Raw genomic sequence first — 23,665 nt, forward strand, 5'->3', positions numbered from 1 at the left:
CTCAGTGGATGCGGCTGCCAACGGGGGTGTTGTCGCCGTAGAAGGCGATGGAGCAGCCGCCGTCAGCGGTGTCGGCAGCAAAGATCATGCCCTCGCTGACATATTTGCCCTTCAGCATGGGGCGGGGGGCCAGATTGCAGACGATACCGATCTTCTTGCCGATCAGATCCTCCGGCTTGAACCACTTGGCAATGCCGGACAGGATGCAGCGCTCACGCTCGCCGTCAAACACGGTCAGGTGGAGCAGCTTCTTGCTCTCCTTCAGGTTCTCGCAGGCACGCACTTCGGCCACGCGCAGCTCCACCTTGCAGAAGGTGTCAAAGTCGATCTCTTCCTCGTGGGTAAAATCAACGGTGCTTTCCTCAGCGGCGGGGGCGGCAGCAGCCTTTTCGGCTTCGGCCTTGGCCTTGTTGGCAGCTTCGGCAGCGGCCTTGCGCTTCTCGTCCTCTTCCTTCAGGTGGGCAATCTCCTTGGCCACGTCAATGCGGGGGAACAGGGCATCACCCTTGTGGACGGTGTAGGTCTCCTGCACGCCGTAGGCAGCCTTGCTCAGGTCGATGTCGGCAGTGGACAGGCCCAGCTGATCCATCATCTTGGGAGCGGTGGAGGGCAGGTAAGCGTTCAGCAGGATGCCTGCCACACGCAGTGCCTCGCACAGGTGGTAGAGCACGCTCTCCAGACGGGCCTTGTTGGCCTCATCCTTGGCCAGAGCCCAGGGAGCGGTCTCGTCGATATACTTGTTGGCGCGCTGGATCACGGCAAAGATCTCCATCAGGGCCTGGGGGATGGTCAGGTTGTCCATGTCGGCAGTGACCTTGCCCAGCAGCTCATTGACCATGGTCTCCAGCTCCGTGTCGATGGCCTCGGTGCCAGCGGCCTTGTGGACCGTGCCGCCGAAGTACTTCTCGCACATGGCAACGGTGCGGCTGAGCAGGTTGCCCAGGTCGTTGGCCAGGTCGCTGTTGATGCGGTTGATCAGGGCCTCGTTGGTGAACATGCCATCGTTGCCAAAGGGGATCTCACGCAGCAGGAAGTAGCGGATGGAGTCCACGCCGTAGCGGTCACACAGGACCACGGGGTCAACAACATTGCCCACGGACTTGGACATCTTGCCGCCGTTCATCAGCAGCCAGCCGTGGCCAAACACGCGCTTGGGCAGCGGCAGATCCAGAGCCATCAGCATGGCGGGCCACAGGATGGTGTGGAAGCGCAGGATCTCCTTGCCCACCATGTGCAGATCAGCAGGCCAGAACTTGTTGTAATCGTGGTAGGTCTCGTTGCCGTAGCCCAGCGCAGAGATATAGTTGCTCAGCGCATCGACCCAGACATACATGGTGTGCTTGGGGTCAAAGGGTACGGGGATGCCCCACTTGACAGAGGTGCGGGAAACACAGGTGTCCTGCAGGCCCTGCTTGATAAAGGCGATCATCTCGTTCTTCCGGCTCTCGGGCTGAATGAACTGGGGATTCTCCTCGTAGTACTTCAGCAGGCGGTCGGCATACTTGCCGGTCTTGAAGAAGTAGGCCTCCTCGTGGGCATCATAGACCTCGCGGCCGCAGTCGGGGCACTTGCCGTCCACCAGCTGGCTGTCGGTCCAGAAGCTCTCGCAGGGCTTGCAGTAGTGGCCGATGTACTCGCCCTTGTAGATATCGCCCTGCTCATACAGTTGGGTGAAGATCTTCTGGCAGGTCTCCACATGGTAGTCATCGGTGGTGCGGATGAAGCGGTCGTAGCTGACATCCAGCAGCTTCCACAGATCCTTGACGGTGGCAACGATCCGGTCAACGTACTCCTTGGGGGTCACGCCTGCATCGGCGGCCTTGTCCTGGATCTTCTGGCCATGCTCATCGGTGCCGGTCAGGAACATGACTTCCTTGCCCTGCATCCGCTTGAAGCGGGCCAGCGCGTCGCAGGCCACGGTGGTGTAACTGTGGCCGATGTGCAGCTTGTCGCTGGGGTAGTAGATGGGGGTCGTGATGTAGAATGTGTTGTGTTCGCTCATGGGGGATGATTCTTCCTTTCTGTTGTGGCTGTGTCACAAAAAAGCTCCCGTCCTGCCGGAATGCACCGGACAAGGACGGGAGCTGAACTTCCGTGGTACCACCTTGCTTCGCCGCGCCCTTGCGGGCATGGCCTTGCGTGCCGGGATGAACCCGGCCTCCGCGCGATAACGGGCGCACCCGGCGGGGGCTTGGCGGCGTGCCGCTTCACCCCCACAGCTCAGAGGCCATCTTCCACCCCGTGCTCACCTGCCCGGTTCCATCCTTCGGGCTTTCTGTCAGGCGCAGGCGGGGCGTACTCTCCTCGTCAAGGCTGTTCGCTTTTTGCCAAAGGGGCACACGACCCCCTTGTTCCTATTATAATACGCAAAAACGGCGGGTTTGTCAACTCTCCTGGTAAAGTGTTCTGTAAAACGGCTTTTGACTCGGTTTGTGTATATAAACAAGATGGTTATTAACAAAAAGATACAGTCAGGAATTGCTATCCTATTCTGTGTTTACATGGATTTACAGAAAAGCGGCTGCCAATTTTAGCAGAGAGCCGGAAAACAGAGTCCAAAAGGTGCTCTAGGGGCTTCATTAGCTGGAAATTAGCTGAGCTAATGAAAAGTGGCCGCTCTATTGTACAACGCTCACCTTTCATTAGCTGGAAGGCGCGTGGCTGTTCATAGGCACCAGAAGAACACCAGTTGCAAAAAGCAGCTGAAGCCTGTTTCTGGATTTATGATACCATGTCGGAATCGCAGTTGCAATAGGAACATGGCCAGAACACAATATGAAAGGATTCTGACCTATGTAGTGGAAAGCATACTTCATCTTGTAAAAAGAACGGTTTTATGGTATTCTTACCTTAGACAAGGAACAGAAAGCAGGTGAACCGATGGCAGAAGTCGAAACGCAAAACAACCTTGATTTTGAGCGCAAGCATGAAGAAGATTTGCGGCGTATCCGTGATTTTCGGCTCATGGATGATAACTTTATGAGCAAGGTCTTTGAGGATAAGCCATGTGCGGAATTCCTGCTCCGGATCATCCTGAATCGGGATGATTTAAAGGTTAAAGAAGTCCATGGGCAGCATGACCTGAACAATATACAGGGGCGTTCCGTGCGGCTTGACATTCTGGCAGTGGATCATGAAAATCGTGCCTACAATGTCGAGGTTCAGCGCAGTGACAGTGGAGCAGTCGCAAAGAGGGCAAGATATAACAGCAGCCTGCTGGATGCCAATCTCACCCGAAAGGGCGATGCGTATGATGCGCTGAACGAAACCTATGTAATCTTTATCACAGAGAACGATGTGCTTCGGGGTGGACTTCCTATTTATCATATCAATCGCATCATTGAGGAAATGGGGAAATCCTTCGGAGATGAAGCACATATTATCTATGTAAACTCTCAGATCAAAGACGACACCGCATTGGGAAAGCTGATGCACGACTTTACCTGTACGAACCCGGATGACATGAACTATCCTGTTCTGGCACAGCGGGTGCGTTATTTCAAAGAAGATACGAAGGGAGTGGCAACGATGTGCAGAGCATTTGAAGAAGTGAGAGAAGAAACAAAGCATGAGCAGTCGATTGAAATTGCAAAATCTTTGCTAGAAGTTGGAAAAATGACCTATGAAGAAATTGCTCGGTCGGTTCAGCTTCCTGTTGAAGAAGTAAAGGCACTGGATACAAAGAAACCCGCCTGATCTTAATTCAGCCAAGATATTCTTAAAAACAAACAGCGGCAGTTTTCCAAATCGGAAAGCTGTCGCTGTTTATGTATGTATAGGGGCTTATAAGTTCTTTGCAAGATTTTTGATGAGTTCGGCCATAGAGGGGTCAGCCAGCAGTTTAGCAAGAGCTGCTGCCGCATCTGTATCGACTGGACTGGCTTTGGGAGTGGATTGCTCTGCGCGAGGGAGGGCTTCAGGCTCTGCACCATGATGCTGATAGAAGAAATCGTCGAATCGTTGTGCGTTCAAACGCCGATCATCATCCAGAATGTGTGCGTACTGCTCGGTGACCATCGAAGCCTGTGCATGACCGGAATCGCCCTGCACGGCTTTGATATCGCCGCCGTTCAGCTTGAGCTTGTATGTAATGCTGGAGTGTCGGAAGCTGTGGAAAACCACTTTGGGGAGATCGTTTTCCTCAATCAGCTGCTTCAATGCACCGTTAATGGTGCATTGTTCGGTCGGCATTCCCAGCGGGCCGGCAACCACGAGATTATAGTCTGCATACTCTGCACCCAGTGCGTCCTTTGTCATGTCCTGCTCGGCTTTATAGTGGACAAGCATTTCAGCAACTGTTTTGGGGAGAAAAATGGTTCGGATACTGCTGTCTGTTTTAGGGCTTTTCAGAACCTGGACCGTGGTGCAGCGGGAACTCAGCGAGGGAAAACGAGTGATGACATTTTTATTTTCCAAGGCGTTCAGCGAAGCAATATCTACACGCTGCAATTCCTTATTTATGTAAATGGAGGCTCGCCCGGCTTCAATGCTTTCGGGGGAGATATCCACACAATCCCATGTCAGACCGAGCAATTCCCCTAAGCGCAGGGAACAAGAGAAGGAGAGGTTGATGCAAAGCCGGAGCCGTGGATCATCACAGACTTCTAAGGCATGGAACAGGGTCTCGGCAGTCCAGATATCACGCTTCTTTGCAGTGTATTTGGGCAAGGTGGCATAAATACAGGGATTCTTTTCCATAAGTTCCCACTTTACAGCCTGCTCAAAGGCACTTCTCAAAATTTTGTGAACCGAACGAACCGTGCCGGGAGAAACGTATTGATGCTGACGCTTTCCACACATAGGGTCAACGGCTTCGTATTTAAGCAGCCGCTGATAATATCCCTCAATTACGCGGGTGGTGAGATCTTGCAGCTTCATTGAGCCGATAAGCGGTTCTATGTAGTTTGAAATCAGTGCAGTGTTTGATTGATAGGTTGAAAGTGCCCATTTGGTTCTTCCGTACAGGGCGACGTATTCTTTAAGCAGGTCTTTTAGAGTTCGGCACTGGGGTGCCACAAAGGTACCGACGGATTCTTTGTATTCGACCTCTTTCTTACGGTTTTTGGCATCTGCAAGGTCGGTAAAGGTTTCCCATTTCTGCTTTAGCGTTCCATTAGTGTGTTTGTAGGTATAGACAACGCAGTATCGGTTATTGCGTTTGACAATGCTAGCCATTATACATCCTCCTCTACTTTACGTTTGGACTTCAGAACTTCATCGAAAGCATCTTTTTGGATGCGTTTTACCCTTCCCAACTTCATCGTTGGAATTCCTTCTTTGAGAACCCACGAGTCAAGTGTTGGGCGGCTGATTCCGTAAAAAGCCTGAATTTCCTGAAAACTGTAGTATTTCCCATTCTTGGGACATTGCAGTTTTAGCGGCGGCTCCTCATGCGTTTCTTTTTTCGGTTTTTGAAGTTGGTATGTAGATTGGCTTTTAAGCCATGCCTTAAAACTTTTTTTGGTAATGCGCGGCCTGTCGGCCACGCGCTCAATGACGAAACAATCTCGGTATTTTTTGCAATCAAGAATCCCATAAACATTCTTGCGTGGGATACCGAGTAGTTTTGCCATTTCCGGGATGGAGATGGTTTGCGCTTCAATCTCCCGGTCACGCTCACGGTCGGCTGCTGTGCGGTAGCGACTTTGTGATCGGTACCACCGCTCAAAGTCCTCTTTGGGAATTCTCATACAGAAGTCTGCCGTTTCTGTTTTCAACTTGCCCTGTCGGATGAGTGTATAGATCGTTTCGGGTTTCACCTTCAATATCTCGGCGGCGTCAGGAACGGAATAGGACCGTTTGCAAAGTTCCTCGCCCGGTGGCGAACCATTGACCTTATGATATTTGACCTGATTGGCATACCATTTCTCAAAGCTGGAAATAACGATACGCCTTTTGTCGTTTATCAGAATGACTTCAAAGAGATTCTTATGAAGCAGCCAATAGCTGTCTGTTTTGCCAAGGCCGAGAAGCTGCCGCATCTCACGAACCGACATGGTGGTTTTGGTAGTGGCAGGTTCAGCTTTTCCGTATAAGGGAGCCGAAGTATTCCGCATATCATCCATGAAAGACACCTCTCTATCTATGTAAAAGTTTAGCCGGGATTTCTCATCCCGGCTAAAGAATAGCAGATTTCGCGTGAAATGTTGAGGATGTCAAACAGCAGGATTGCGTTCAACAGTGCCATCATTGAGCCATGCTTCAAAGCTGGCTTTGGAAATACGGTAAGCGCCGCTTACCTTGAACCAGCGGAATTCGTTCTGCTTCAGTAGACGGTAGACAGTGGGACGGCTCAGGAGCAGCATTTCCATCAGGTCTTCTACGGTATAGCAGCGGCTGTCCTTTGCTGTGGAAACAGGGGAGGAAACCGAGTTGGGCGAAGGTTCTTCATGGATAATCATTGGATAATACCTCGTTAAATATACTTAAAGTTAAAACTTGAGCGGCAATGCAGCCCGGCGGCTGCCACCATTATAAATAGTATAGACCTGCTGAAGGTACTTCGTCTTGCCGGGAAGGCTTACGCCTGCGGTTCGTGCAAGGCGAAAAATCGTGAATGCATCGACCTGCCGCAGTTTGGCAATCAGACGGCTTTTACTGTATTCGGAGTGGTACAGTTCTACAAAGCGGCAGATGCCGAGCAGATTTGCAGAACTCATGGAATCAGGTTCTCCGTCCCACGCATTCAGCAAAACATCAAGGGATTCGATATACAGTTCAGGACCAAGCCGGATGAATTCGTGATAGGCGGTTGCGATGCAGCTGATCCGCTGCTTGCCCCGGCCTTCTTCAAAAGAAAGATGAACGCCAGCCAATTCGGTGGCCTGCTGGAATGCAACGGCAGCAGGCTCCCCTGCAAAAATCAGGGCACGGAGCTTCTGTCCTGCACTCAGCCGTTCCGAAATGCCTGTCTGCTGTGCAAACAGGAGGGCTTCTTCTCGTTCTGTCATACCAAAATAAACCTTGCAGCGAATCTGCAAATCTTCGCCGCCGTTCAGAAATTTCCGTGCAGCGATGGTGTTCTGTCCGTCCATCACATAGTAGTGACCATCCCGGAAGCTGATCTTCGGCTCATTGGCAACCCGCTCGTCAAATTCTTTTGCGATGCGGGCAACACGAGCGGGGTGAAGAGCACGCTGATAAGTGTCGCGCGGCACGATCAGTTGCCGCATTTCATATTTGGACAGGTGCCCAAGGTAGCTTAACACTCTGGATTTATCTGCGGGGCGCGGACTTTCGCAAATCGCCATAGATGGCGCACTCAAAAAGCGATTGTGCAGAATAAAATGCGTCGGCATATTTCGCTTTTTGATCTGTGTTGTCAGCGGAACGGACCAGAAGAACATTGGAATAAAAATTACCGTCATCGTTCTGGACAACAATGGCAGGTCGGATGCCGCCTTGTTCGGAACCGCTGTAAGGATTCAGATCCATCATGTAGACATCCCCGCGCTTGTACATCCAGTTTGCGGGCATAGGCGGATACTTTTTCTCTTTTTTGCCTCGTGTTGCCAATTTGGATTTCTCCTTTCTATCCGTATATGTAACAGTGGGCTGCTCGCACAGCCCACCCTACTATCTCAAACAGCAAAAATGCTGTGATTTATAGTTCTATACCTTTCCGTATTTGTCCCCGACATCCCCGGAAAACGAAAACTCAGTTTTCGTGTGGGAAATCTTTCAGCCGTCCGGCAGCGTACCGAATCCATAGGGTTCTCACCTCTCCGTGGTTCTCACCGAGCTGCCCGAAGGCAGAAGTATCATTATTCTGTGATGGCTCTTAGCTATGGAGAAGCTGTCATCCATTTACCGTCAACCTACCGCTCATTCCCTCAGTGGGAGATCATCGCATTTGTTACGGACGTGGCTCATCATCACAGGAACGTGACTGAAGAATGCGTGTTCAATTTTCAAGGGGCGGGATAGCTTGAGGGCTGCTTTGAACGCTTTCCGAAGCTATGGCTGTATTGTAACCGATGCGGAACGAAATGAACAGGAACTCAGAGTTCACAATTTTTGAGGAAAATAGGAAGTATCGTTCCTGTTTCTCGATGAGCCGTCAAAAATATATTTCTTGACTTTATGTAAGAAATGAAGTATTATACTCGTAAGAAACTAACTTACGAGTATATAAATTTGATAAATACACTTTGGGGAGGGAACAAAATGAGCCGATTTTACTGCCGCGATGAGGAACTTCGGAAGTTAAACAAACGATATGAGAATGGAAAGTTTGAATGCGTTGTCATTTACGGCAGACGCCGTGTTGGAAAAACTGCGCTGATCAATGAATTCTGCAAGGATAAACCGACCATTTTCTTCTCTGCCTTGAATACGACCGGAAAAGAAAATCTGGAAGCCTTGTCCAAGGCAATCATGAGTTTTGAACGACCCAATGCAGAATCATCTCCGGAATTTACAACCTACGATGCAGCATTGGACGAACTGACAGCTCTCTCCAAGGAGCAGCGGATCGTATTTGTAATTGATGAGTATCCTTATCTTGCAAAGGCTAAACCCGCTATTTCCGCAATGCTTCAGCACATCATCGACCATAAATGGACAGAGTCCCAAATGTACCTGATCCTGTGTGGCTCGTCCATGAGTTTTATGGAAAGTCAGGTTTTGGGCAAAGAAAGCCCTCTGTATGGGCGCAGAACAGCGCAATTCAAGATCATGCCGCTGGATTATAGGGAAACTGCGGTATTCCATCCGAATCTGTCTGAGGAAGATAACGCCCTGATTTATGGCATCACAGGCGGCGTTCCGCATTATATCAACAAATTGGATGTTCGGGACAGCGTAGATGAAGCACTGATGGAAAACTTGTTTGACCGTTCCAGCTACCTCTATGAGGAACCGGCCAACCTGTTAAAGCAGGAGCTGCGTGAGCCTGCAATTTATAATGCAATCATCAAGGCAATTGCAGAGGGGGCTTCTCGCCTGAACGACATCACCACAAAAGTTGGTGAAGAAAACTCTGTGGTGGCAAAGTACCTCAAAACGTTGATGGACCTTGGAATCGTCAAAAAAGAAACGCCGATCACCGAGAAACCGGGCAAAAAAACGATCTATCTTCTGGCGGACAATTTTTTTCGTTTTTGGTACCGTTTTGTGCCGGTCAATGCAAGTGCCATTGATTCGGGGCGGATCGCAAAGACCTATCCCCATGCGGTGAAGCAGTATTTTCCAGACTATATGGGTCTGATTTTTGAGAAGATGTGCCAAGACTACTTGCTCTATTATGCGAATGATCTTCCTATCGAGTTGAGTGAGATTGGGCAGTGGTGGGGAACCGACCCCAAAAAGAAAAAGCAGATACAAATCGATATTGTCGGTACGCCGGTTGAGGGCAATGACTATATCATCGGCTCCTGCAAATATCGCAATGAAAAAATCGGTTTGGACGAACTGGAACTGATTCGGGAATATGCAGCAGTCTTTGGGAAAGGAACAAACTACCACTACTACATTTTCTCGAAAGGCGGATTTACGGACGGACTACTTCAGGCACAGGAACGCGGAGAAGTACAGCTGCTTACCCTTGCCGATATTTTTGAATAACACAAGAAACGCTCTTGTCGGTGTAAAACCGGCAGGAGCGTTTCTTGTTGAAGTGATTATAAAAGACCTTTGATTTTTTCAAGATGATCTATAGCGGCTTGCAGTTCATTTTGAAACTGATCCCTAGAAGGATCTCGGCCCAAAAGAAGATAATCCATACTGACATGGAAGTATTCTGCAATATCGATCAGGATTTTTACAGAGCCATTGGAGCTTCCCCTTTCAAGATCGCCGAGGTGGCGATGGGAAACACCAAGTTTTTCAGCAAGTTTTTCCTGCGATAACTTCGCATTTGTACGCAAAGTAAAAATACGGTTACCAATAGCATTCGGATCAAAACTCATGTGTGACCTCCAAATTTTCGATAAAGCGTGAGAAGTCGAAAACTCGGAGTTGCTACGGATATCTAGCCGCTTGGGGCATCCACGAAAAACGGACAAACATAAAGCCTGCTCCTTTTTACGGGAGCAGGCTTCCTGAAGGCTAAAAAAATAGCCGGACAACAACCAACTGAGAGATCTTCAAAGAAAATCTCTCAATCAGCTGTTGCCCGGCTATTTGGAGCACGTTTCATACATTGCCTTGCGGCAATGGCCCGTTGCTCGGAGCGAACAGTCCATATTCAGGGTGCAATGCACCCGTATTTGTTAAAATGACTGGAAAATCACCGGCATCTAAATGCCAGATCAAGTCTCAGGGTTTCTTTGCATCTATTGCACTTCACTTGTAGTATACCTGAACACCCCTCGATTTTTTGGTATAACTTATTTCCACAAACAGGGCAAAATCTCCAGCCTATGCTAAATTCTGCCTGCTGTGTAGTAGTCGGTGCTTTACCGGCAAAGGGACGGTTCTTTAACTGAATCATATTCATTCTCCAAATCGCATGATGTCCAATGGATGGCAGTGGATGGGTTTGCCTTTTATAACCTGCATCTGCTGCAGTCTGATCCTGATTGCAGACCAAGAAACCCCAATCCGTCGAGCCATCTCCAGAATTTTTTCATAGTTAGGGTCAGACACTGATTTGTACAGAATCCCATTTGGCAGAGTCAACGCCACACGTTCTATTTCGGCATTGATCAGAAATGTTGGCATCAGCAGCTCTGCTGCAAGGGTATCCGCCTGCCATTCTTCCCACGAGGGCTTTCCGTTTCTCTCCCGATAGGCAATGTGCCCACGGCACTTGACTGCTTTTCCGTAGTCGTTCGGAAACAGATCAGCCAAAATCTGATGTGCTGCTTCATGCGCTATTGTGAAATTCCGGCATCCTGTGCATCTGTCTGCCGCAAGAGCAGAATCGATTACGATATCCCTCGGCATAAATACTTCAACAAGCTTTGTTCCATCCTCAAGGGTTGCTGTGAAGCTACATCTCTGGAAAACCGTTAATCCAAGGATGTGACCATCGCTACACAGCGGCAACATCTTCAGGTTCAGTCCAAGAACAGAATTTGCAAACTGCTCTGGGTTAATAGGAGCGGGGTCATTTTTGCTTATTCCGAAGAGTGCATAGTACATTTCAATATATTTGCCTGCTATGCACGAAAGTTCTGCCCGCAAATCAGGCAGGTGAAGCAATGCCCTTTCACGCCAAAACGTGATGTACCGTGCTTGACTGCCAAGACACGATCAATTCCATAAGTGCGAGTCTTGTCATAGTTTATGGCAAGAGGACGGATCTTGCCGTTAGGAGTAAAACGAACATCCACTTCGACGTATCTTTTCTCACGGCGAAGGTTGTAATCACCACACATCAGAAGTCCTCCTTTTTGCAGATTTATCAGAATGCAGCGTGCATTACTTGCGAATCATACTGCGTGCCACGAGCTGCTTTTCGTTTAACAGAGGAACGGACACTGTATGCTTTTTCCACTCATCCATAGAGCAGGTTACCGCACTATGGCGTCGATGTCAGTGACAAGGGAATCAGTAAATGGGAAAAAGGATACACCACTCCCAGCATCTACCAACTGGTTGCAATCTGCCACGCATTGAACATCAAGGAAGGACCTTCCTACTTTACAAAGACCTTTCAGAAACCCGCCCTTCTAAATGCCATCGGGCAAAAAAAGGTCGCTGAGTACGAAATGGACTTGATTGCATCTCGGCGCTACCAGCCAGGCACAGAAGAGCCTGCGAAAATCGACTGCATAATGATGCCAGTATCGGCAGGTCTAGGAGCTTTTCTTGAGGGTGAAATGTTCCAGCAGATACAAGTGCCTGCCAGTAGCGTTCCGGCAGGGACTGAGTTCGGGATATACGTTAGTGGTGATAGTATGGAGCCGCGTTATCATAACGGACAGATTGTATGGGTGAAGCGCTGCGAAGAACTTGAATGCGGGGATATCGGGATATTCGTATATGATGACTGTGGATATCTGAAAAAATACGATGAACATACCCCAGACAAATCCCAAGCAGAGTTCTTTACCGACAGCTATGGCGTGGTGCATAACCAACCGGTTTTGGTTTCTCTTAACACCAAATATTCGCCGATCCTTATATCTCCAGAGCAAAGATTCGAGGTTGTTGGAAAAGTTTTGAACTAAAAAGATGGGAGGAGTTTTCGTGGATACGATCAAGCGTGTTCAGGATTTGATGCAAGCGCGTGATATGAATCTGTGTGTGTTGGCAAAGAAATGCGGAATATCGTACTCCACAATCCAAACCACTGCTCGTCGGGGAGGCCAGTTGAGCGTAGAGACGATTGAAAGAATCTGTCTGGGTTTGGGAATCACACTAAAAGACTTCTTCGATTCCTCATACCTGTAAATATACGATTGACCGTCACGGTATTATCATAGAGGTTCCGTACAAAATCGCCATACTTGGAGAGAAACTCTTCCTCGATCTCCTCCGGCACATTAGCGTAGCAGGTGGTGAACATCGCCTTGGGGCGCACCACCAGCACCGGGAAGCCGTATGCTTCCTCCAGATCTTTAGCCAGCAGAAGCAGTACGGCCTCAAAGCCGCTCGTCGCGCACCTCAGTTCAGCAAGCGATAATCTACAGCTTAAAAATGCTAAAAAAGCACAGAAATACGCCATTTCCGGGCTTTTTCTATGCCTAGAATCACCTGATTCCGATGGTGAAATTTGAGGAAATTTGACTTCAAATTAGCCCATTTTGATGGTTTTACCATGGGTTTACGGCCTATTTTTGAGCCTAATGGGTGGGAAAATGGGTTTACAGAAGGCCATTTTGGAGGGGAAATTAGCCCCATCGCATTGTTCAAAATGGAAAAAAGCAAGAGCGGCAGTCCGGCGCAGGAATATCTATTACTGCGGCAATGACACGTCAACGCAGTTTTTTACGGCGAGTGTGGCGGAGGAACTGCTGCTGAATACCGAATTGACGGAAGAAAGCAAAGACCGTGCAATACATCTGCTGAAAGAATTTGGCCTTTACGAGTACAGGGATGCGCACCCGTCCACCCTGTCCAGCGGACAAAAGCAACGGCTTGCCATCGCCTGCGCCGTCTTTTCCGCCCCTGCCGGCAGCTCCACCGCGATGGTCGTGCCCTTGTCCGAGCTTTCCTCCACCCAAACGGAACCGCCGTGGAGATCGGCGATCTCCCACACCAGAGAAAGTCCCAGTCCCGCGCCGCCGTACTCGCGGCTGCGGGATTTGTCTACCCGGAAGAAGGGATGGAAAATGCTCCGCTGATACTCCTCCGGAATGCCGCAGCCAGTGTCGGAAACGCGAATGATGCACTTTTCCTGCCCCTGTGCAAGCTCGACCCGCACCGAGCCGCCGAGGCGGTTGTATTTGACAGCGTTCTCCGTCAGGTTGAAGAGCATGCGGTAGATCAACGCGTCGCTGCCGGTCAGGGCGGCGTCGCCCTCCGCTTCCAGCGTGATGCTTCGCTTCTCCGCCAGCGACGCAAGATCCGTAAAGATCTCCTCGACCATGGGGGCGAGCTGGAGCTGCTCGTTCCGCGCCACCTGCTGCAAATTGCTCATCTCCAGCAGCGTCTTGGTCATCTGCGTCAGCCGCTCCGTCTGCTCGCGCAAAAGCGTGAGGAATTCCGCCGTCTCCGGCCGCACATCGGGATGCTCCGCGGAAAACAGCTCCAGCTGCGCCTGCATCAGCGCCAGCGGCGTGCGCAGCTCGTGGGCGGCGTTGCCGGTGAACTGCCGCTGGGCGGAAAAGGCGTTGTTCAGCCGCTCCAGCATCTGGTTGAACGAGCGGCTCAGCTGCCGGAACTCCGAAATGGAGTCTTCATCGATCCTCATATCGGCAAGATTGTTCAGCTGCACCTGCTCCACCTGCGAGGTAAAGCTGCGCAGGGGCTTGAGGGCGCGTCCGCTGACGAAATAGGCGAGGATGCCGCTGAGCAGCGTTACCGCCGCCGTGATGTACCAGTTGGTGGTGCGGAAGCGCCCCTGCACCCCATCGACGACGATGGTCAACTCCTCGTTGGGCGCTATGAGCTGCGGGTCAAAGCTCGCCGCTCCGCTATCATTCAGAATCACCGTGCCGCCGCCCTGTAAGCTGTCCGCAATGGTGTCCATATAGTACACACCGGAGGAGCACAGCAGCAGATTCATGGCCACGCAGGTGATGCCGATGAGCAGGACGGACATCAGCGTGATGCGCCACTGCAGGGAAAGCCGCTTCATTCCTCCTCGCCTCCCATCAGATAGCCCTCGCCGATGCGGTTGCGGATGGGGTCATAGCCCAGCGCGGCGCGGAGTTTTTTGCGCAGGGCGGAGATGTGGACGCGGATGGAATTGCTGAAGCTGTCCACGCTGTTGTCCCAAACATGATCCATCAGCTCTTCCTGACTCACGGGCCGCCCCTGATGTACCATCAGGTATTCGAGAATCCCCGTTTCCTTGCGGGTCAGCGTCAGCAGCTGCCCGTTGACAGCGGCGGTGCGGGAGCGGGTGTCAAAGGTTAAAGCTCCGCAGCTTAGCAACACATCCTGCTGGGTGAACTGCCGCAATGTCAGGCTGCGGATGCGGGCCTCCAGCTCGGCAAGATGAAAAGGCTTTGCCAGATAGTCGTTGGCGCCCGCATCCAGCCCCTCCACCTTGTCCTTCACCTCGCCGCGGGCGGAGAGGATCAGTACCCGCGTCTCTCGGTCGGTCTGCCGCAGGGTGCGCAGCACCGTCATGCCGTCCTTTTTCGGCAGATTCAGATCAAGAAGTACCAGATCGTAGCACTCCACGCCCAGCAACTCCAGAGCCTTCTCCCCGTCGTAGCAGTAGTCCACGCTGTAGGCCAGCCGCCGCAGGCTGCGGACGATCGTCTCGCACAGAGCGCGTTCATCTTCAATTACTAAAAGGTGCATGAGAGCCCTCCTTTTTATTTCTCCGTTTTTGTGTTGTTTTTATTATAGCAAAAATAGATAAGGTTTGCGTTAAGTTTTTGTTCTTAACAGAGACTTTAACTCTCCCGCGCTATGATGGGGGCAGAAAATCGGAAAGGATGATGAAAAATGAGCTGCGGGAAAAAGGCCGCGGCGCAGATCGCGCTGCTGATGGCCGGAATCGCCATGCTGTGCTTCGGCGTATGGCGGGGCGAGGCGGCGACAGTGCTGAGCAAAGCAATCAAATTATGTCTGGAGTGTGTGGGTATTGGGTAAAAAGTTTTCAGGCGTTTCGCAGACCGTGTCCCGATTTCGGGGCTGGATACAGGCGGGTGCGACGCTGCTGACCAACCTGCACCTGCCGAACTTCTTCAAAGGAGGACTGTACCAAGGCACAGGGAAAACCGTTTGCGTGCCGGGGCTGAACTGCTACTCCTGTCCAGCGGCCTCCGGAGCCTGTCCTATCGGGGCATTTCAGGCGGTGGTGGGGTCTTCCAAGTTCAGCTTCTCCTATTATATCACAGGCTTTCTCATTCTGCTGGGCGTGCTGCTGGGGCGCTTTATCTGTGGTTTTCTGTGTCCCTTCGGCTGGTTTCAGGAGCTGCTGCATAAGATCCCGACGAAGAAGCTCTCCACAAAGAAGCTCAGACCACTGACCTATCTCAAGTACGCTGTACTGCTGGTGATGGTTTTCCTGCTGCCGGCGTTCCTTGTGAACGACGTTGGCATGGGCGACCCCTTCTTCTGCAAATACCTCTGCCCCCAGGGCGTGCTGGAGGGAGCCATCCCGCTGTCCCTCGCCAATTCCGGCATCCGGGCGGCGCTGGGCAAGCTGTTTACATGGAAGTTCAGCATCCTGCTGTCAGTGATCGTGCTGAGCGTACTGTTCTACCGTCCCTTCTGCAAGTGGCTCTGCCCGCTGGGCGCGTTCTACGCCCTGTTCAACCGGGTGTCCCTTTTCCAGATGAAGGTGGACAAGAGTAAGTGCGTCTCCTGTGGGAAATGTGCCAGAGCCTGCAAGATGGATGTGGATGTGACGAAAACGCCCAACCATACCGAGTGCATCCGCTGCGGGATGTGTATCCGTGCCTGTCCGACGAACGCCGTGTGCTTCCGCTACGGCTTCGGCGATGGAAAAGAGAAAGAAAACGCAGCGACACTGCGAGAAAACAACAACAAAGCTTAAGGAGAAACGAATATGAACGCAAAGAAGATACTGGCTCTGATGCTGTGCGCGATGATGCTGCTCTCCCTTGCAGCCTGCGGCGCAAAGGACAACGACAAGCAGGCGGATATGAGCGGAGACAGCTCCGCCATGACCGGCGAGCCGAAAACCGCCGAGGAGGCGCTCGCTCTGCACAAGGAGCTGCTGGAGCGGGAAAACGCGCTCCTGTCGGAAAATGCCGAACTCTGGGAGAAGGTGTTCATGGCGGCCGATAAGGGCATGACCATGCAGGAGGACGGCAAAAACTACGGCGACTTCCTGCTGGATACCGTCGAGGCCGCTAAAGAGCAGTTCACCGACAAGGAGTATGCGTGGCTGAAGGAGTCAGCCACGGAGATCAGCAATATTGAAAACAAGCTGACCGAGTTGGAAGAGAAGTATCCCGAGATCATGCAGAAATCCAAGGACGGCGATATGAGTATGCCAGCGGGCAGCGACACGAGCACCCCTCCCGACGACGGCAGTATGCAGAAGTTCCCCGCCTTTGAGGGGAAAGACCTGGATGGCAACACGGTGAAGAGCGACGAGCTGTTCTCCGGCAACACCGTCACTGTAGTGAATTTCTGGTTCACCACCTGCAATCCCTGCGTGGGAGAGCTTGCCGAGCTGGACGCACTGAATAAGGAACTCGCGGAGAAGGGCGGCTCCCTCATCGGCGTCAACACCTTCACGCTGGACGGCGACGAGGCAGCGATTTCCGAGGCGAAGGACGTGCTGGCCAAGAAGGGCGCCACCTATCAGAATGTGTATTTTGACTCAGATGGTGAGGCGGGAAAGTTTACTACCAACATCTTTGCTTATCCCACCACCTATGTGGTCGACCGCAGCGGCAATATCGTAGGTGAACCCATCGTAGGAGCCATCACAGAAAAGAAGCAGGCGGAGACGCTGCAAAAGCTCATCGAGCAGGCGCTCGACGCCGATGTGGGCTGACCCGAGATTTAAAAAAGAGCCTGCTGTGCGCCGCTGCTGGCCTACTTCTATGTCATCGACCCCACGGTGCAAAACCGGCAGGGCAACGACCGCGGCAGCCAGTACCAGACCGGCGTTTACTTCACCAACGAAAGCGCGCGAGAGACGGTGAAGCGCATCGCGGAGATCGAGCGCGGCCGCAGCGAAAAATTCTTCGTGGAGATCGGCCCGCTCAAAAACTTCTATCCCGCCAAGGAATACCACCAGAACTACCTCGAAAAGAACCCGAACGGCTACTGCCACATCCCGCGCGCGGAGATGGAGCTCTTTTCCCGGCTGCGCATCGACCCGGGTGACTATCAGAAGCCCGCGGCGGAGTCCATCCGGGACAAGCTGACGGTGGAGCAGTACCGCGTCACGCAGGAGAGCGGCACGGAGCGCGCCTTCACAGGCGAGTTCTGGGACAAGTTTGAAAAGGGCATCTATGTGGATGTCGTCACCGGTGAGCCGCTCTTTTCCTCCACGGATAAGTACGAGAGCGGCTGCGGCTGGCCCGCCTTTACAAAGCCTATCGAGGGCCCCGCTGTGGTGGAAAAAGAGGATTTGAGCCGCGGGATGCGCCGCACAGAGGTGCGCAGCCGCGCCGGAGACTCCCATCTCGGCCATGTGTTCACCGGCGATCCGGAGTCGCCCAACGGCGTGCGCTACTGCATCAACAGCGCGGCCCTGCGCTTCGTCCCCTATGAAAAAATGGAGACCGAGGGCTACGGATACCTGCTGTACCTGTTTGAAAAATAGGACGCAAACGGTCGGCAGTTCTCATGCAAGGAACTATCAGCACATCACAGCATATCGGACTGCCACCGGGCAGTCCGATATGCTGTGAATGGAATTTTCCGACACTCTCAATGCCGGCATAACGATCTGCGCGGAGGAGAACGAAGAACATCTCTCTTAAGGAACTAATTCAAACTTATTGCTGTTAGCCGATGGATTCAGGTGTGCCAAAGCATTGCAGGGCTGGAAGTATTCAGCTTCGGCTTCGGCAAAAGATGTGTAAAATAGAGAAGCGCCCGTATCAGCATTTAAAGGACTTCTTCGATTCCTCCTACCTGTAAATATAGTGGCAGCAAAAAAGCCGTTCGCCACGCTGGAAAATCTGCGCGGTGAACGGCTTTAATACTGCTTCTATTTATCCTTTGGTAATCTCCAGATAAACACTAATCTCCATGATTGTTACCATTGAAGGAATACATTTGCGACGATCTTCGGGCATACCGAATAAGATTTGCATTGGCAGTTGAAAACGGCTCATGTTACCTATTGCAATTCTGACTATTTGGAATATACGTGTAAGTATCAAATTATTTCACTGTAGGAATGTGGAAAATAGATTTACACAAATTATCTTGTATTTACATGGATTTACAGGAAAGCGGCTACCAATTTTAGCAGAGAGCGGGAAAACAGAGCTCAAAAGGTGCTTTATGGGGCTTTATTAGCTGGAAGCCTGATTTTATTAGCTGGAACTGAAAATTCTGCTAATGGCATTAGCTGGCTAATTTTGGTGATAGGTTCAAAATGAAAAATGCGAAGGCCATCTTTCACATGGAAAAATGACCTTCGCATTTTTTTGAAATAGTGTCCTCAGGCGGATTCGAACCGCCGGCCTTTCGCTTAGGAGGCGAACGCTCTATCCAGCTGAGCTATGAAGACGAATACCATATTATAATACCGCAACTTCCCCACAAAATCAAGTTGAATCGGAAAGAAAAAAGGTGTATCCTATAGGAGAGGTACTCATGCGCGGCATGGGTGCAGAATGAAGTGCAGGTGCAGCACAGGCGGCCCGGCACAAAAAGGAGCCAACTTATGGGGATGAAACGGAAAAAGAGAGCACCGCGTCGGCGCGGCTGGCTGCTGGGCAGCAGTGCAACGCAGGTCATCTGCATCAGCTTTGTGCTGCTGATCGCGCTGGGAACGCTGCTGCTGACACTGCCCATTTCCAGCCGCAGCGGTCGGCTGGGCGTGGTGGATGCCATGTTCACTGCCACCAGTGCCACCTGTGTGACAGGTCTGGTCGTGCGGGATACCTGGACGCAGTTCACGCCCTTTGGGCAGGCGGTGGTTTTGCTGCTGATCCAGGTGGGCGGTCTGGGCCTGGTGACCCTGACCAGCTTTTTTGCGCTGGCTGCCAAACGCCGGATGGGCTTTAAGGACCTGCGACTGCTGGGAGAAAGCGTTTCGGCCAGCGGATACTCGCAGGCCACCGATGTGCTGAAGATCGTGGTCAAGCTGGCGATGACCTTTGAGATCATTGGTATGGTGCTTCTGATGATCGCCTTTGTGCCGCAGTTTGGTGCGGAGGGCATCTGGATTAGTGCATTCACGGCCATCTCGGCGTTCTGCAATGCGGGCTTCGATCTGTTTGGCCGGTTCGGGCAGTATTCCTCGCTGGCTCCCTATGTCAGTAATTATTATGTACAGGCTGTGATCATGTTCCTGATCATGGCAGGCGGTCTGGGCTTTATGGTCTGGGTGGAGATCGGAGAGTGGCGCAAGAAGCGTCATCTGTCTCTCCATGCCAGGATGGTGTTGCTCTTCTCCTGCATCCTGTGGGTGGGCGGTGCTGTCCTCATCGGTCTGATGGAGTGGAACAACCCCAAGAGCATGGGCGGGTTGTCCGTGCCGGGCAAGGTGATGGCTGCCCTGTTCCAGTCGGTGTCAACCCGTACTGCCGGTATGAACACCATCGACCTGGCCGCCTGTGGGCCCATCACCAAGCTGCTGATGAGCGTTCTGCAGTTCATCGGTGCGGCTCCCGGTTCCACCGGCGGCGGTGTGAAGGTGACCACCTTTGCCGTTCTGATCCTGACCATGCGCAGCGTGGCACAGGGCCGGGATGACTGTGTCATCGGCGGCCACCACATTGAATCCAAGACCGTTTACCGCGCTCTGACCATCATCATGCTGGGCATGGTGGCAGCGCTGGGCTCTGCCGTGGTGGTCTATTACAACACCTCGGATGCCGTAACGGTCATTGACGCGATCTTTGAATCCTGCTCCGCCTTTGGTACCGTGGGCCTCTCGGTGGGCGTGACCAGCCAGCTGAACACCGGGGCCAAGCTGCTGTATATGTTGGTGATGTTCATGGGCCGTGTGGGCCCGGTATCCTTTGCCATCAGCCTGACCAGCAAACCCGATGACAACAAGCGCAAGATCCTGCCCGTTGGACAGATCAACGTAGGATAAGAAAAAATGGACGGCTCTCGTTTTCGGGAGCCGTCCATTTCTTATGTGCAGTCAGCGTGGAAACGTTTCGGGAGCGGAATCATTTGCTGTAGATCTCCACGATATTCAGCAGGATTTCGGTTGCCTTGTCCATGCGCTCTACGGTGGTGCACTCGCACACGCCGTGGAAGTTGAAGCCGCCGGTGCCCAGGTTGGGGCAGGGCAGGCCCTTCCAGCTCAGGGTGGCACCATCGGTGCCGCCGCGCACAGGCACTTCCTCGGGGGTCAGACCGGCCTTTTCGATGGCCTTGCGGGCGTTCTCCACCAGATGGAAGTGGGGCTTGATCTTTTCCAGCATGTTGCGGTAGCTGTCCTTGATCTCCACCTCCACGGTGCCGGGGCCGTACTTGCCGTTGAGGTAATCGGCAATGTGGAGGAGGTTATCCTTCTTGTACTGCAGCTTGTCGGCATCGTGGTCGCGCAGGATGTAGCCCAGCTTGGCGTTGGTCACGTCGCCGTACATCTGGCAGAGGTGGTAGAAGCCCTGACGGCCCTCGGTGGTCTCGGGACGGGCCATGATGGGCAGGGCCGTGTGGAACTCCATGGCCACATTGGAGGCGTTGATCATGGCATCCTTGGCGGAGCCGGGATGCACCGAGAAGCCGTGGATGGTCACGGTGGCGGCAGCTGCGTTGAAGTTCTCATATTCGATGCCGCCTACGTCACCGCCATCAACGGTGTAGGCGAAATCCGCGCCAAAGCCCGGGATATCGAAGAGGGAAGCGCCCTCGCCGATCTCCTCGTCGGGGGTGAAGGCGATGCAGAGCTTGCCATGGGGGCGGCCCTCGGCAAGGAGGATCTCGGCGGCGGTCAGGATCTCTGCCACACCGGCCTTGTCGTCTGCGCCCAGCAGGGTGGTGCCGTCGGTGGTGATCAGAGTCTCACCCTTGAGGTTGGCCAGGAAGGGGAAGGTGGAGACCTTCATCACCATGCCGGTGGCGGGCAGGGTGACATCACGGCCGTCATAATTCTCGTGCAGGATGGGGGAAACACCCTCGCCGGAAGCATCGGGGGCGGTGTCCATGTGGGCGATCAGGCCCAGGGCAGGCTTGTCCTCACAGCCGGGGGTGGCGGGTATGCTGCCGTAGACATAGCAGTGCTCGTCTACCCGGGCATCCTCGATGCCCAGAGCCTTCATCTCTTCCACCAGCTGGCGGGCCAGGTCAAACTCCCGCTCTGCCGAGGGGTGGGTGCCGCTCTCGGGGTCGGAGGTAGTGTAAACGCGGACATAATTCAACAGTCGCTCGTATGCACGCATAAGAATGCTCCTTTGCTTGTATTTGATTCTATGATACGCTTTTCCGCGGCAATTTACAAGAGGGTGCAGCAGGGGAGCACAGATCGAAGCGCAGTAAAACAACAAAAACACCGTCAGCCCGTTGTGTCAGGCTGACGGTGTTCTGTTTGAGGGGAGCGTTTAACGCTTGTATTTGGCGGCCGTCTGCAGGCGCTGCATGGCGCGGTCCAGTGCGATCTTGCTCTGGTAGTACTCGTGCATGCTCTGCTTGTGCTGCAGGCGCTCCTCGGCCCGGATGCGGGCAGCCTCGGCGCGGTTGCGGTCGATATCCTCGGGCCGCTCAGCGCTGTCCACCAGCAGCAGGACAAAGGTGGGGGTCACTTCTGCAATGCCGTCGCCCACCAGCACCTCGCGGGTCTCACCGTCCACGGTGAACTTTGCAATGCCCATGTGCAGGGCCACCAGCACGGGGTTGTGCCCGGCCTGCACGCCGTACACGCCGTCGCCGGTGGGCAGGGTCAGGCTCTCGCAGTAGCCCTGATAGAATTCACCGCTGGAAGCCGTGATGTTCAGGATGAACTTTTCCATCAGTTGGCACCGCCCTTTTCCTCCGCCTGTTTGTCTGCGTACTTCTTGCGGGCATCCGCAAGGGTGCCCACGTTGAAGAATGCCCACTCGGGCAGGTCATCGCACTGGCCGTCCACAATGGCGGCAAAGCCCTTGACGGTCTCTGCCAGCGGGACGTACACACCCTTCAGGCCGGTGAAGTTCTCGGCCACTGCAAAGGGCTGGCTGAGGAACTTCTGCAGCTTGCGGGCACGGGTGACGGTGAGCTTGTCCTCTTCGCTCAGCTCGTCCATGCCCAGGATGGCGATGATGTCCTGCAGCTCCTGATAGCGCTGCAGGGTGGCCTGCACTTTGCGGGCCACACGGTAGTGCTCCTCGCCCACGATATCGGCTTCCAGAATGCGAGAGGTGGAAGCCAGCGGATCGACAGCGGGGTAGATGCCCTGCTCCACGATCTTACGGCTCAGAACGGTGGTTGCGTCCAGATGGGCGAAGGTGGTTGCAGGAGCCGGGTCGGTCAGGTCGTCGGCGGGGACGTAGACGGCCTGCACCGAGGTGATGGAGCCGTCGCGGGTGGAGGTGATGCGCTCCTGCAGGGCGCCCAGCTCATTGGCCAGGGTAGGCTGATAGCCCACGGCGGAGGGCATCCGGCCCATCAGGGCGGAGACCTCACTGCCTGCCTGCACGAAACGGAAGATGTTATCGATGAACAGCAGCACGTCCTTGTGGGTCTCCTCACGGAAGTACTCTGCCATGGTCAGGCCGGTCTCGGCGACCCGCATACGGGCTCCGGGAGGCTCGTTCATCTGACCAAAGACCAGCGCGGTCTTGTTCAGAACGCCGGAAGCGTTCATCTCGCCCCAGAGGTCACAGCCCTCACGGGAGCGCTCGCCGACACCGGTGAAGATGGAGTAGCCGCCGTGCTCGGTGGCCACGTTGTGGATCAGCTCCTGGATCAGCACGGTCTTGCCGACACCGGCACCGCCGAACAGGCCGATCTTGCCGCCCTTGGCGTAGGGAGCCAGCAGGTCGATGACCTTGATGCCGGTCTCCAGAATTTCAGTTGCAGGTTTCTGCTCCGCAAAGCTGGGGGCCTTGCGGTGGATGGGCCAGTGGGGCAGATCGTCCACCGGGCCCTTGCCGTCGATGGGGCGGCCCAGCGGGTCGAACATGCGGCCCAGAGTGCCCTCGCCCACAGGGGCATTCAGGCCGTGGCCGGTGGCGGTAACTTCCATCCCCTTGCCCAGCCCCTCGCTGGCAGAAAGCATGATGCAGCGCACCGTCGTTTCATCGACGTGTTGCGCCACCTCCATGGTGCGCTCAGTGCCCTCTGCGGTCACAGTCAGCGCTTCCTGCAGGGCAGGCAGCTTGCCCCCGGTGAATTTGACATCCACCACGGGGCCCGCTACTCGAATAATAGTTCCCTGTATCATACAATTGCCTCTTACTCATGTATTGAACCTCTCAGGCACTTCGTGCCAGCTCCCCTAATAGGGGAGCCAAGTCTACGCGGCAGCTTTCTTGCCTCTCCTACCGGGAGAGGTGGCAATGCG

The 23,665-nt window shown here is 53.4% G+C and carries 24 protein-coding genes, 1 tRNA gene and 2 pseudogenes; 11 read left to right on the forward strand and 16 right to left on the reverse strand.

Annotated features, from left to right (window positions below):
• Position 1: 1 nt before the first annotated feature.
• Positions 2-2,002: a methionine--tRNA ligase gene (gene metG, locus MTP42_RS03880; protein WP_005933006.1), complete on the reverse strand. Its 2,001-nt coding sequence runs from the start codon at positions 2,000-2,002 to the stop codon at positions 2-4.
• An 878-nt stretch (positions 2,003-2,880) separates the two neighbouring features.
• On the opposite strand from metG, the gene MTP42_RS03885 reads away from it, so the two are divergent.
• On the forward strand, positions 2,881-3,696 hold the full coding sequence (locus MTP42_RS03885; RefSeq protein ID WP_249258010.1) for an Rpn family recombination-promoting nuclease/putative transposase: 816 nt from the start codon (positions 2,881-2,883) through the stop codon (positions 3,694-3,696).
• 87 nt (positions 3,697-3,783) lie between these two features.
• Here the strand turns inward: MTP42_RS03885 and MTP42_RS03890 are convergent, their stop codons facing one another.
• The 5 genes from MTP42_RS03890 to MTP42_RS14720 form a co-directional block, all read right to left on the reverse strand.
• Positions 3,784-5,175 carry a tyrosine-type recombinase/integrase gene (locus tag MTP42_RS03890; protein WP_249258011.1) on the reverse strand — a complete coding sequence of 464 codons (1,392 nt, stop codon included), beginning with the start codon at positions 5,173-5,175 and terminating at the stop codon, positions 3,784-3,786.
• Positions 5,175-6,065, reverse strand: a complete 891-nt coding sequence (locus MTP42_RS03895) for a helix-turn-helix domain-containing protein (RefSeq protein WP_005928318.1) — start codon at positions 6,063-6,065, stop codon at positions 5,175-5,177. Before MTP42_RS03895 ends, MTP42_RS03890 begins: the two co-directional genes overlap by 1 nt.
• Before the next feature lie 90 nt (positions 6,066-6,155).
• Positions 6,156-6,401, reverse strand: coding sequence for a helix-turn-helix domain-containing protein (locus tag MTP42_RS14600; RefSeq protein WP_005933015.1), 246 nt, complete (start codon positions 6,399-6,401; stop codon positions 6,156-6,158).
• Between the two features lie 30 nt (positions 6,402-6,431).
• Entirely contained in the window at positions 6,432-7,172 is a 741-nt protein-coding gene (locus tag MTP42_RS03905) for a DUF6551 family protein (RefSeq protein WP_249258012.1), read from the reverse strand.
• Between the two features lie 43 nt (positions 7,173-7,215).
• Positions 7,216-7,476: a type II toxin-antitoxin system PemK/MazF family toxin gene (locus tag MTP42_RS14720; RefSeq protein WP_249258013.1), complete on the reverse strand. Its 261-nt coding sequence runs from the start codon at positions 7,474-7,476 to the stop codon at positions 7,216-7,218.
• A gap of 690 nt (positions 7,477-8,166) precedes the next feature.
• On the opposite strand from MTP42_RS14720, the gene MTP42_RS03915 reads away from it, so the two are divergent.
• Positions 8,167-9,564 carry an ATP-binding protein gene (locus MTP42_RS03915; protein ID WP_249258014.1) on the forward strand — a complete coding sequence of 466 codons (1,398 nt, stop codon included), beginning with the start codon at positions 8,167-8,169 and terminating at the stop codon, positions 9,562-9,564.
• Positions 9,565-9,620: 56 nt separating this feature from the next.
• On the opposite strand, the gene MTP42_RS03920 is transcribed toward MTP42_RS03915, so the two are convergent.
• The 3 genes from MTP42_RS03920 to MTP42_RS03930 form a co-directional block, all read right to left on the reverse strand.
• Positions 9,621-9,908 carry a helix-turn-helix domain-containing protein gene (locus tag MTP42_RS03920; protein WP_005928332.1) on the reverse strand — a complete coding sequence of 96 codons (288 nt, stop codon included), beginning with the start codon at positions 9,906-9,908 and terminating at the stop codon, positions 9,621-9,623.
• Between the two features lie 526 nt (positions 9,909-10,434).
• Positions 10,435-11,085 carry an ImmA/IrrE family metallo-endopeptidase gene (locus tag MTP42_RS03925; protein ID WP_005928334.1) on the reverse strand — a complete coding sequence of 217 codons (651 nt, stop codon included), beginning with the start codon at positions 11,083-11,085 and terminating at the stop codon, positions 10,435-10,437.
• 17 nt (positions 11,086-11,102) lie between these two features.
• Positions 11,103-11,321: a hypothetical protein gene (locus MTP42_RS03930; protein WP_249258015.1), complete on the reverse strand. Its 219-nt coding sequence runs from the start codon at positions 11,319-11,321 to the stop codon at positions 11,103-11,105.
• Positions 11,322-11,486: 165 nt separating this feature from the next.
• Between MTP42_RS03930 and MTP42_RS14605 the strand changes: the two are divergent.
• From MTP42_RS14605 to MTP42_RS03945, 3 genes and pseudogenes are all read left to right on the forward strand, one after another.
• Positions 11,487-11,558, forward strand: a pseudogene (locus MTP42_RS14605) (hypothetical protein); the annotation flags it as partial.
• A gap of 96 nt (positions 11,559-11,654) precedes the next feature.
• Positions 11,655-12,116 carry a S24 family peptidase gene (locus MTP42_RS03940; protein WP_249258016.1) on the forward strand — a complete coding sequence of 154 codons (462 nt, stop codon included), beginning with the start codon at positions 11,655-11,657 and terminating at the stop codon, positions 12,114-12,116.
• Between the two features lie 64 nt (positions 12,117-12,180).
• Positions 12,181-12,339 (forward strand): helix-turn-helix domain-containing protein, encoded by a 159-nt coding sequence (locus tag MTP42_RS03945; protein ID WP_242699394.1) that lies wholly within the window; start codon positions 12,181-12,183, stop codon positions 12,337-12,339.
• Here the strand turns inward: MTP42_RS03945 and MTP42_RS03950 are convergent.
• Positions 12,302-12,613, reverse strand: coding sequence for a hypothetical protein (locus MTP42_RS03950; RefSeq protein WP_249258017.1), 312 nt, complete (start codon positions 12,611-12,613; stop codon positions 12,302-12,304). The two genes, MTP42_RS03945 and MTP42_RS03950, sit on opposite strands and share 38 nt — an antisense overlap.
• Before the next feature lie 133 nt (positions 12,614-12,746).
• Between MTP42_RS03950 and MTP42_RS03955 the strand changes: the two are divergent.
• Positions 12,747-12,998, forward strand: a pseudogene (locus MTP42_RS03955) (hypothetical protein); the annotation flags it as partial.
• Here the strand turns inward: MTP42_RS03955 and MTP42_RS03960 are convergent.
• Entirely contained in the window at positions 12,971-14,188 is a 1,218-nt protein-coding gene (locus MTP42_RS03960; RefSeq protein ID WP_249258018.1) for a sensor histidine kinase, read from the reverse strand. The pseudogene MTP42_RS03955 and the gene MTP42_RS03960 sit on opposite strands and share 28 nt — an antisense overlap.
• Complete coding sequence (locus tag MTP42_RS03965) at positions 14,185-14,862, reverse strand: response regulator transcription factor (RefSeq protein ID WP_249258019.1); 678 nt, start codon at positions 14,860-14,862, stop codon at positions 14,185-14,187. Before MTP42_RS03965 ends, MTP42_RS03960 begins: the two co-directional genes overlap by 4 nt.
• Before the next feature lie 147 nt (positions 14,863-15,009).
• On the opposite strand from MTP42_RS03965, the gene MTP42_RS03970 reads away from it, so the two are divergent.
• Genes MTP42_RS03970 through msrB form a run of 4 tightly spaced genes read left to right on the forward strand, consistent with a single transcriptional unit; the run spans position 15,010 to position 17,815 of the window.
• Positions 15,010-15,156 carry a CD1871A family CXXC motif-containing protein gene (locus tag MTP42_RS03970; protein WP_178539388.1) on the forward strand — a complete coding sequence of 49 codons (147 nt, stop codon included), beginning with the start codon at positions 15,010-15,012 and terminating at the stop codon, positions 15,154-15,156.
• Positions 15,157-15,181: 25 nt separating this feature from the next.
• The gene (locus tag MTP42_RS03975; RefSeq protein WP_197037354.1) at positions 15,182-16,066 is read left to right on the forward strand and encodes a 4Fe-4S binding protein; all 885 of its coding nucleotides are present in this window, start codon (positions 15,182-15,184) and stop codon (positions 16,064-16,066) included.
• A 12-nt stretch (positions 16,067-16,078) separates the two neighbouring features.
• A complete protein-coding gene (locus MTP42_RS03980) occupies positions 16,079-17,038 on the forward strand; it encodes a TlpA disulfide reductase family protein (protein ID WP_249258021.1) in 960 nt (319 codons plus the stop codon).
• A gap of 36 nt (positions 17,039-17,074) precedes the next feature.
• The gene (msrB, locus tag MTP42_RS03985; RefSeq protein ID WP_256466585.1) at positions 17,075-17,815 is read left to right on the forward strand and encodes a peptide-methionine (R)-S-oxide reductase MsrB; all 741 of its coding nucleotides are present in this window, start codon (positions 17,075-17,077) and stop codon (positions 17,813-17,815) included.
• Between the two features lie 844 nt (positions 17,816-18,659).
• Here msrB and MTP42_RS03990 read toward each other — a convergent pair.
• Positions 18,660-18,733 (reverse strand) — tRNA-Arg (locus MTP42_RS03990).
• A 162-nt stretch (positions 18,734-18,895) separates the two neighbouring features.
• Here MTP42_RS03990 and MTP42_RS03995 point away from each other — a divergent pair.
• A complete protein-coding gene (locus tag MTP42_RS03995) occupies positions 18,896-20,269 on the forward strand; it encodes a TrkH family potassium uptake protein (protein ID WP_227611653.1) in 1,374 nt (457 codons plus the stop codon).
• A gap of 79 nt (positions 20,270-20,348) precedes the next feature.
• On the opposite strand, the gene pepT is transcribed toward MTP42_RS03995, so the two are convergent.
• From pepT to atpD, 3 genes are all read right to left on the reverse strand, one after another.
• Positions 20,349-21,566 carry a peptidase T gene (gene pepT / locus MTP42_RS04000; protein WP_117505358.1) on the reverse strand — a complete coding sequence of 406 codons (1,218 nt, stop codon included), beginning with the start codon at positions 21,564-21,566 and terminating at the stop codon, positions 20,349-20,351.
• Between the two features lie 159 nt (positions 21,567-21,725).
• Complete coding sequence (gene atpC / locus MTP42_RS04005) at positions 21,726-22,133, reverse strand: ATP synthase F1 subunit epsilon (RefSeq protein WP_097770960.1); 408 nt, start codon at positions 22,131-22,133, stop codon at positions 21,726-21,728.
• A complete protein-coding gene (atpD, locus tag MTP42_RS04010) occupies positions 22,133-23,545 on the reverse strand; it encodes a F0F1 ATP synthase subunit beta (protein ID WP_005933079.1) in 1,413 nt (470 codons plus the stop codon). Before atpD ends, atpC begins: the two co-directional genes overlap by 1 nt.
• Positions 23,546-23,665 lie beyond the last annotated feature (120 nt).

It is taken from the genome of Faecalibacterium sp. I2-3-92 (assembly GCF_023347315.1).
GTDB lineage: Bacteria > Bacillota > Clostridia > Oscillospirales > Ruminococcaceae > Faecalibacterium > Faecalibacterium duncaniae.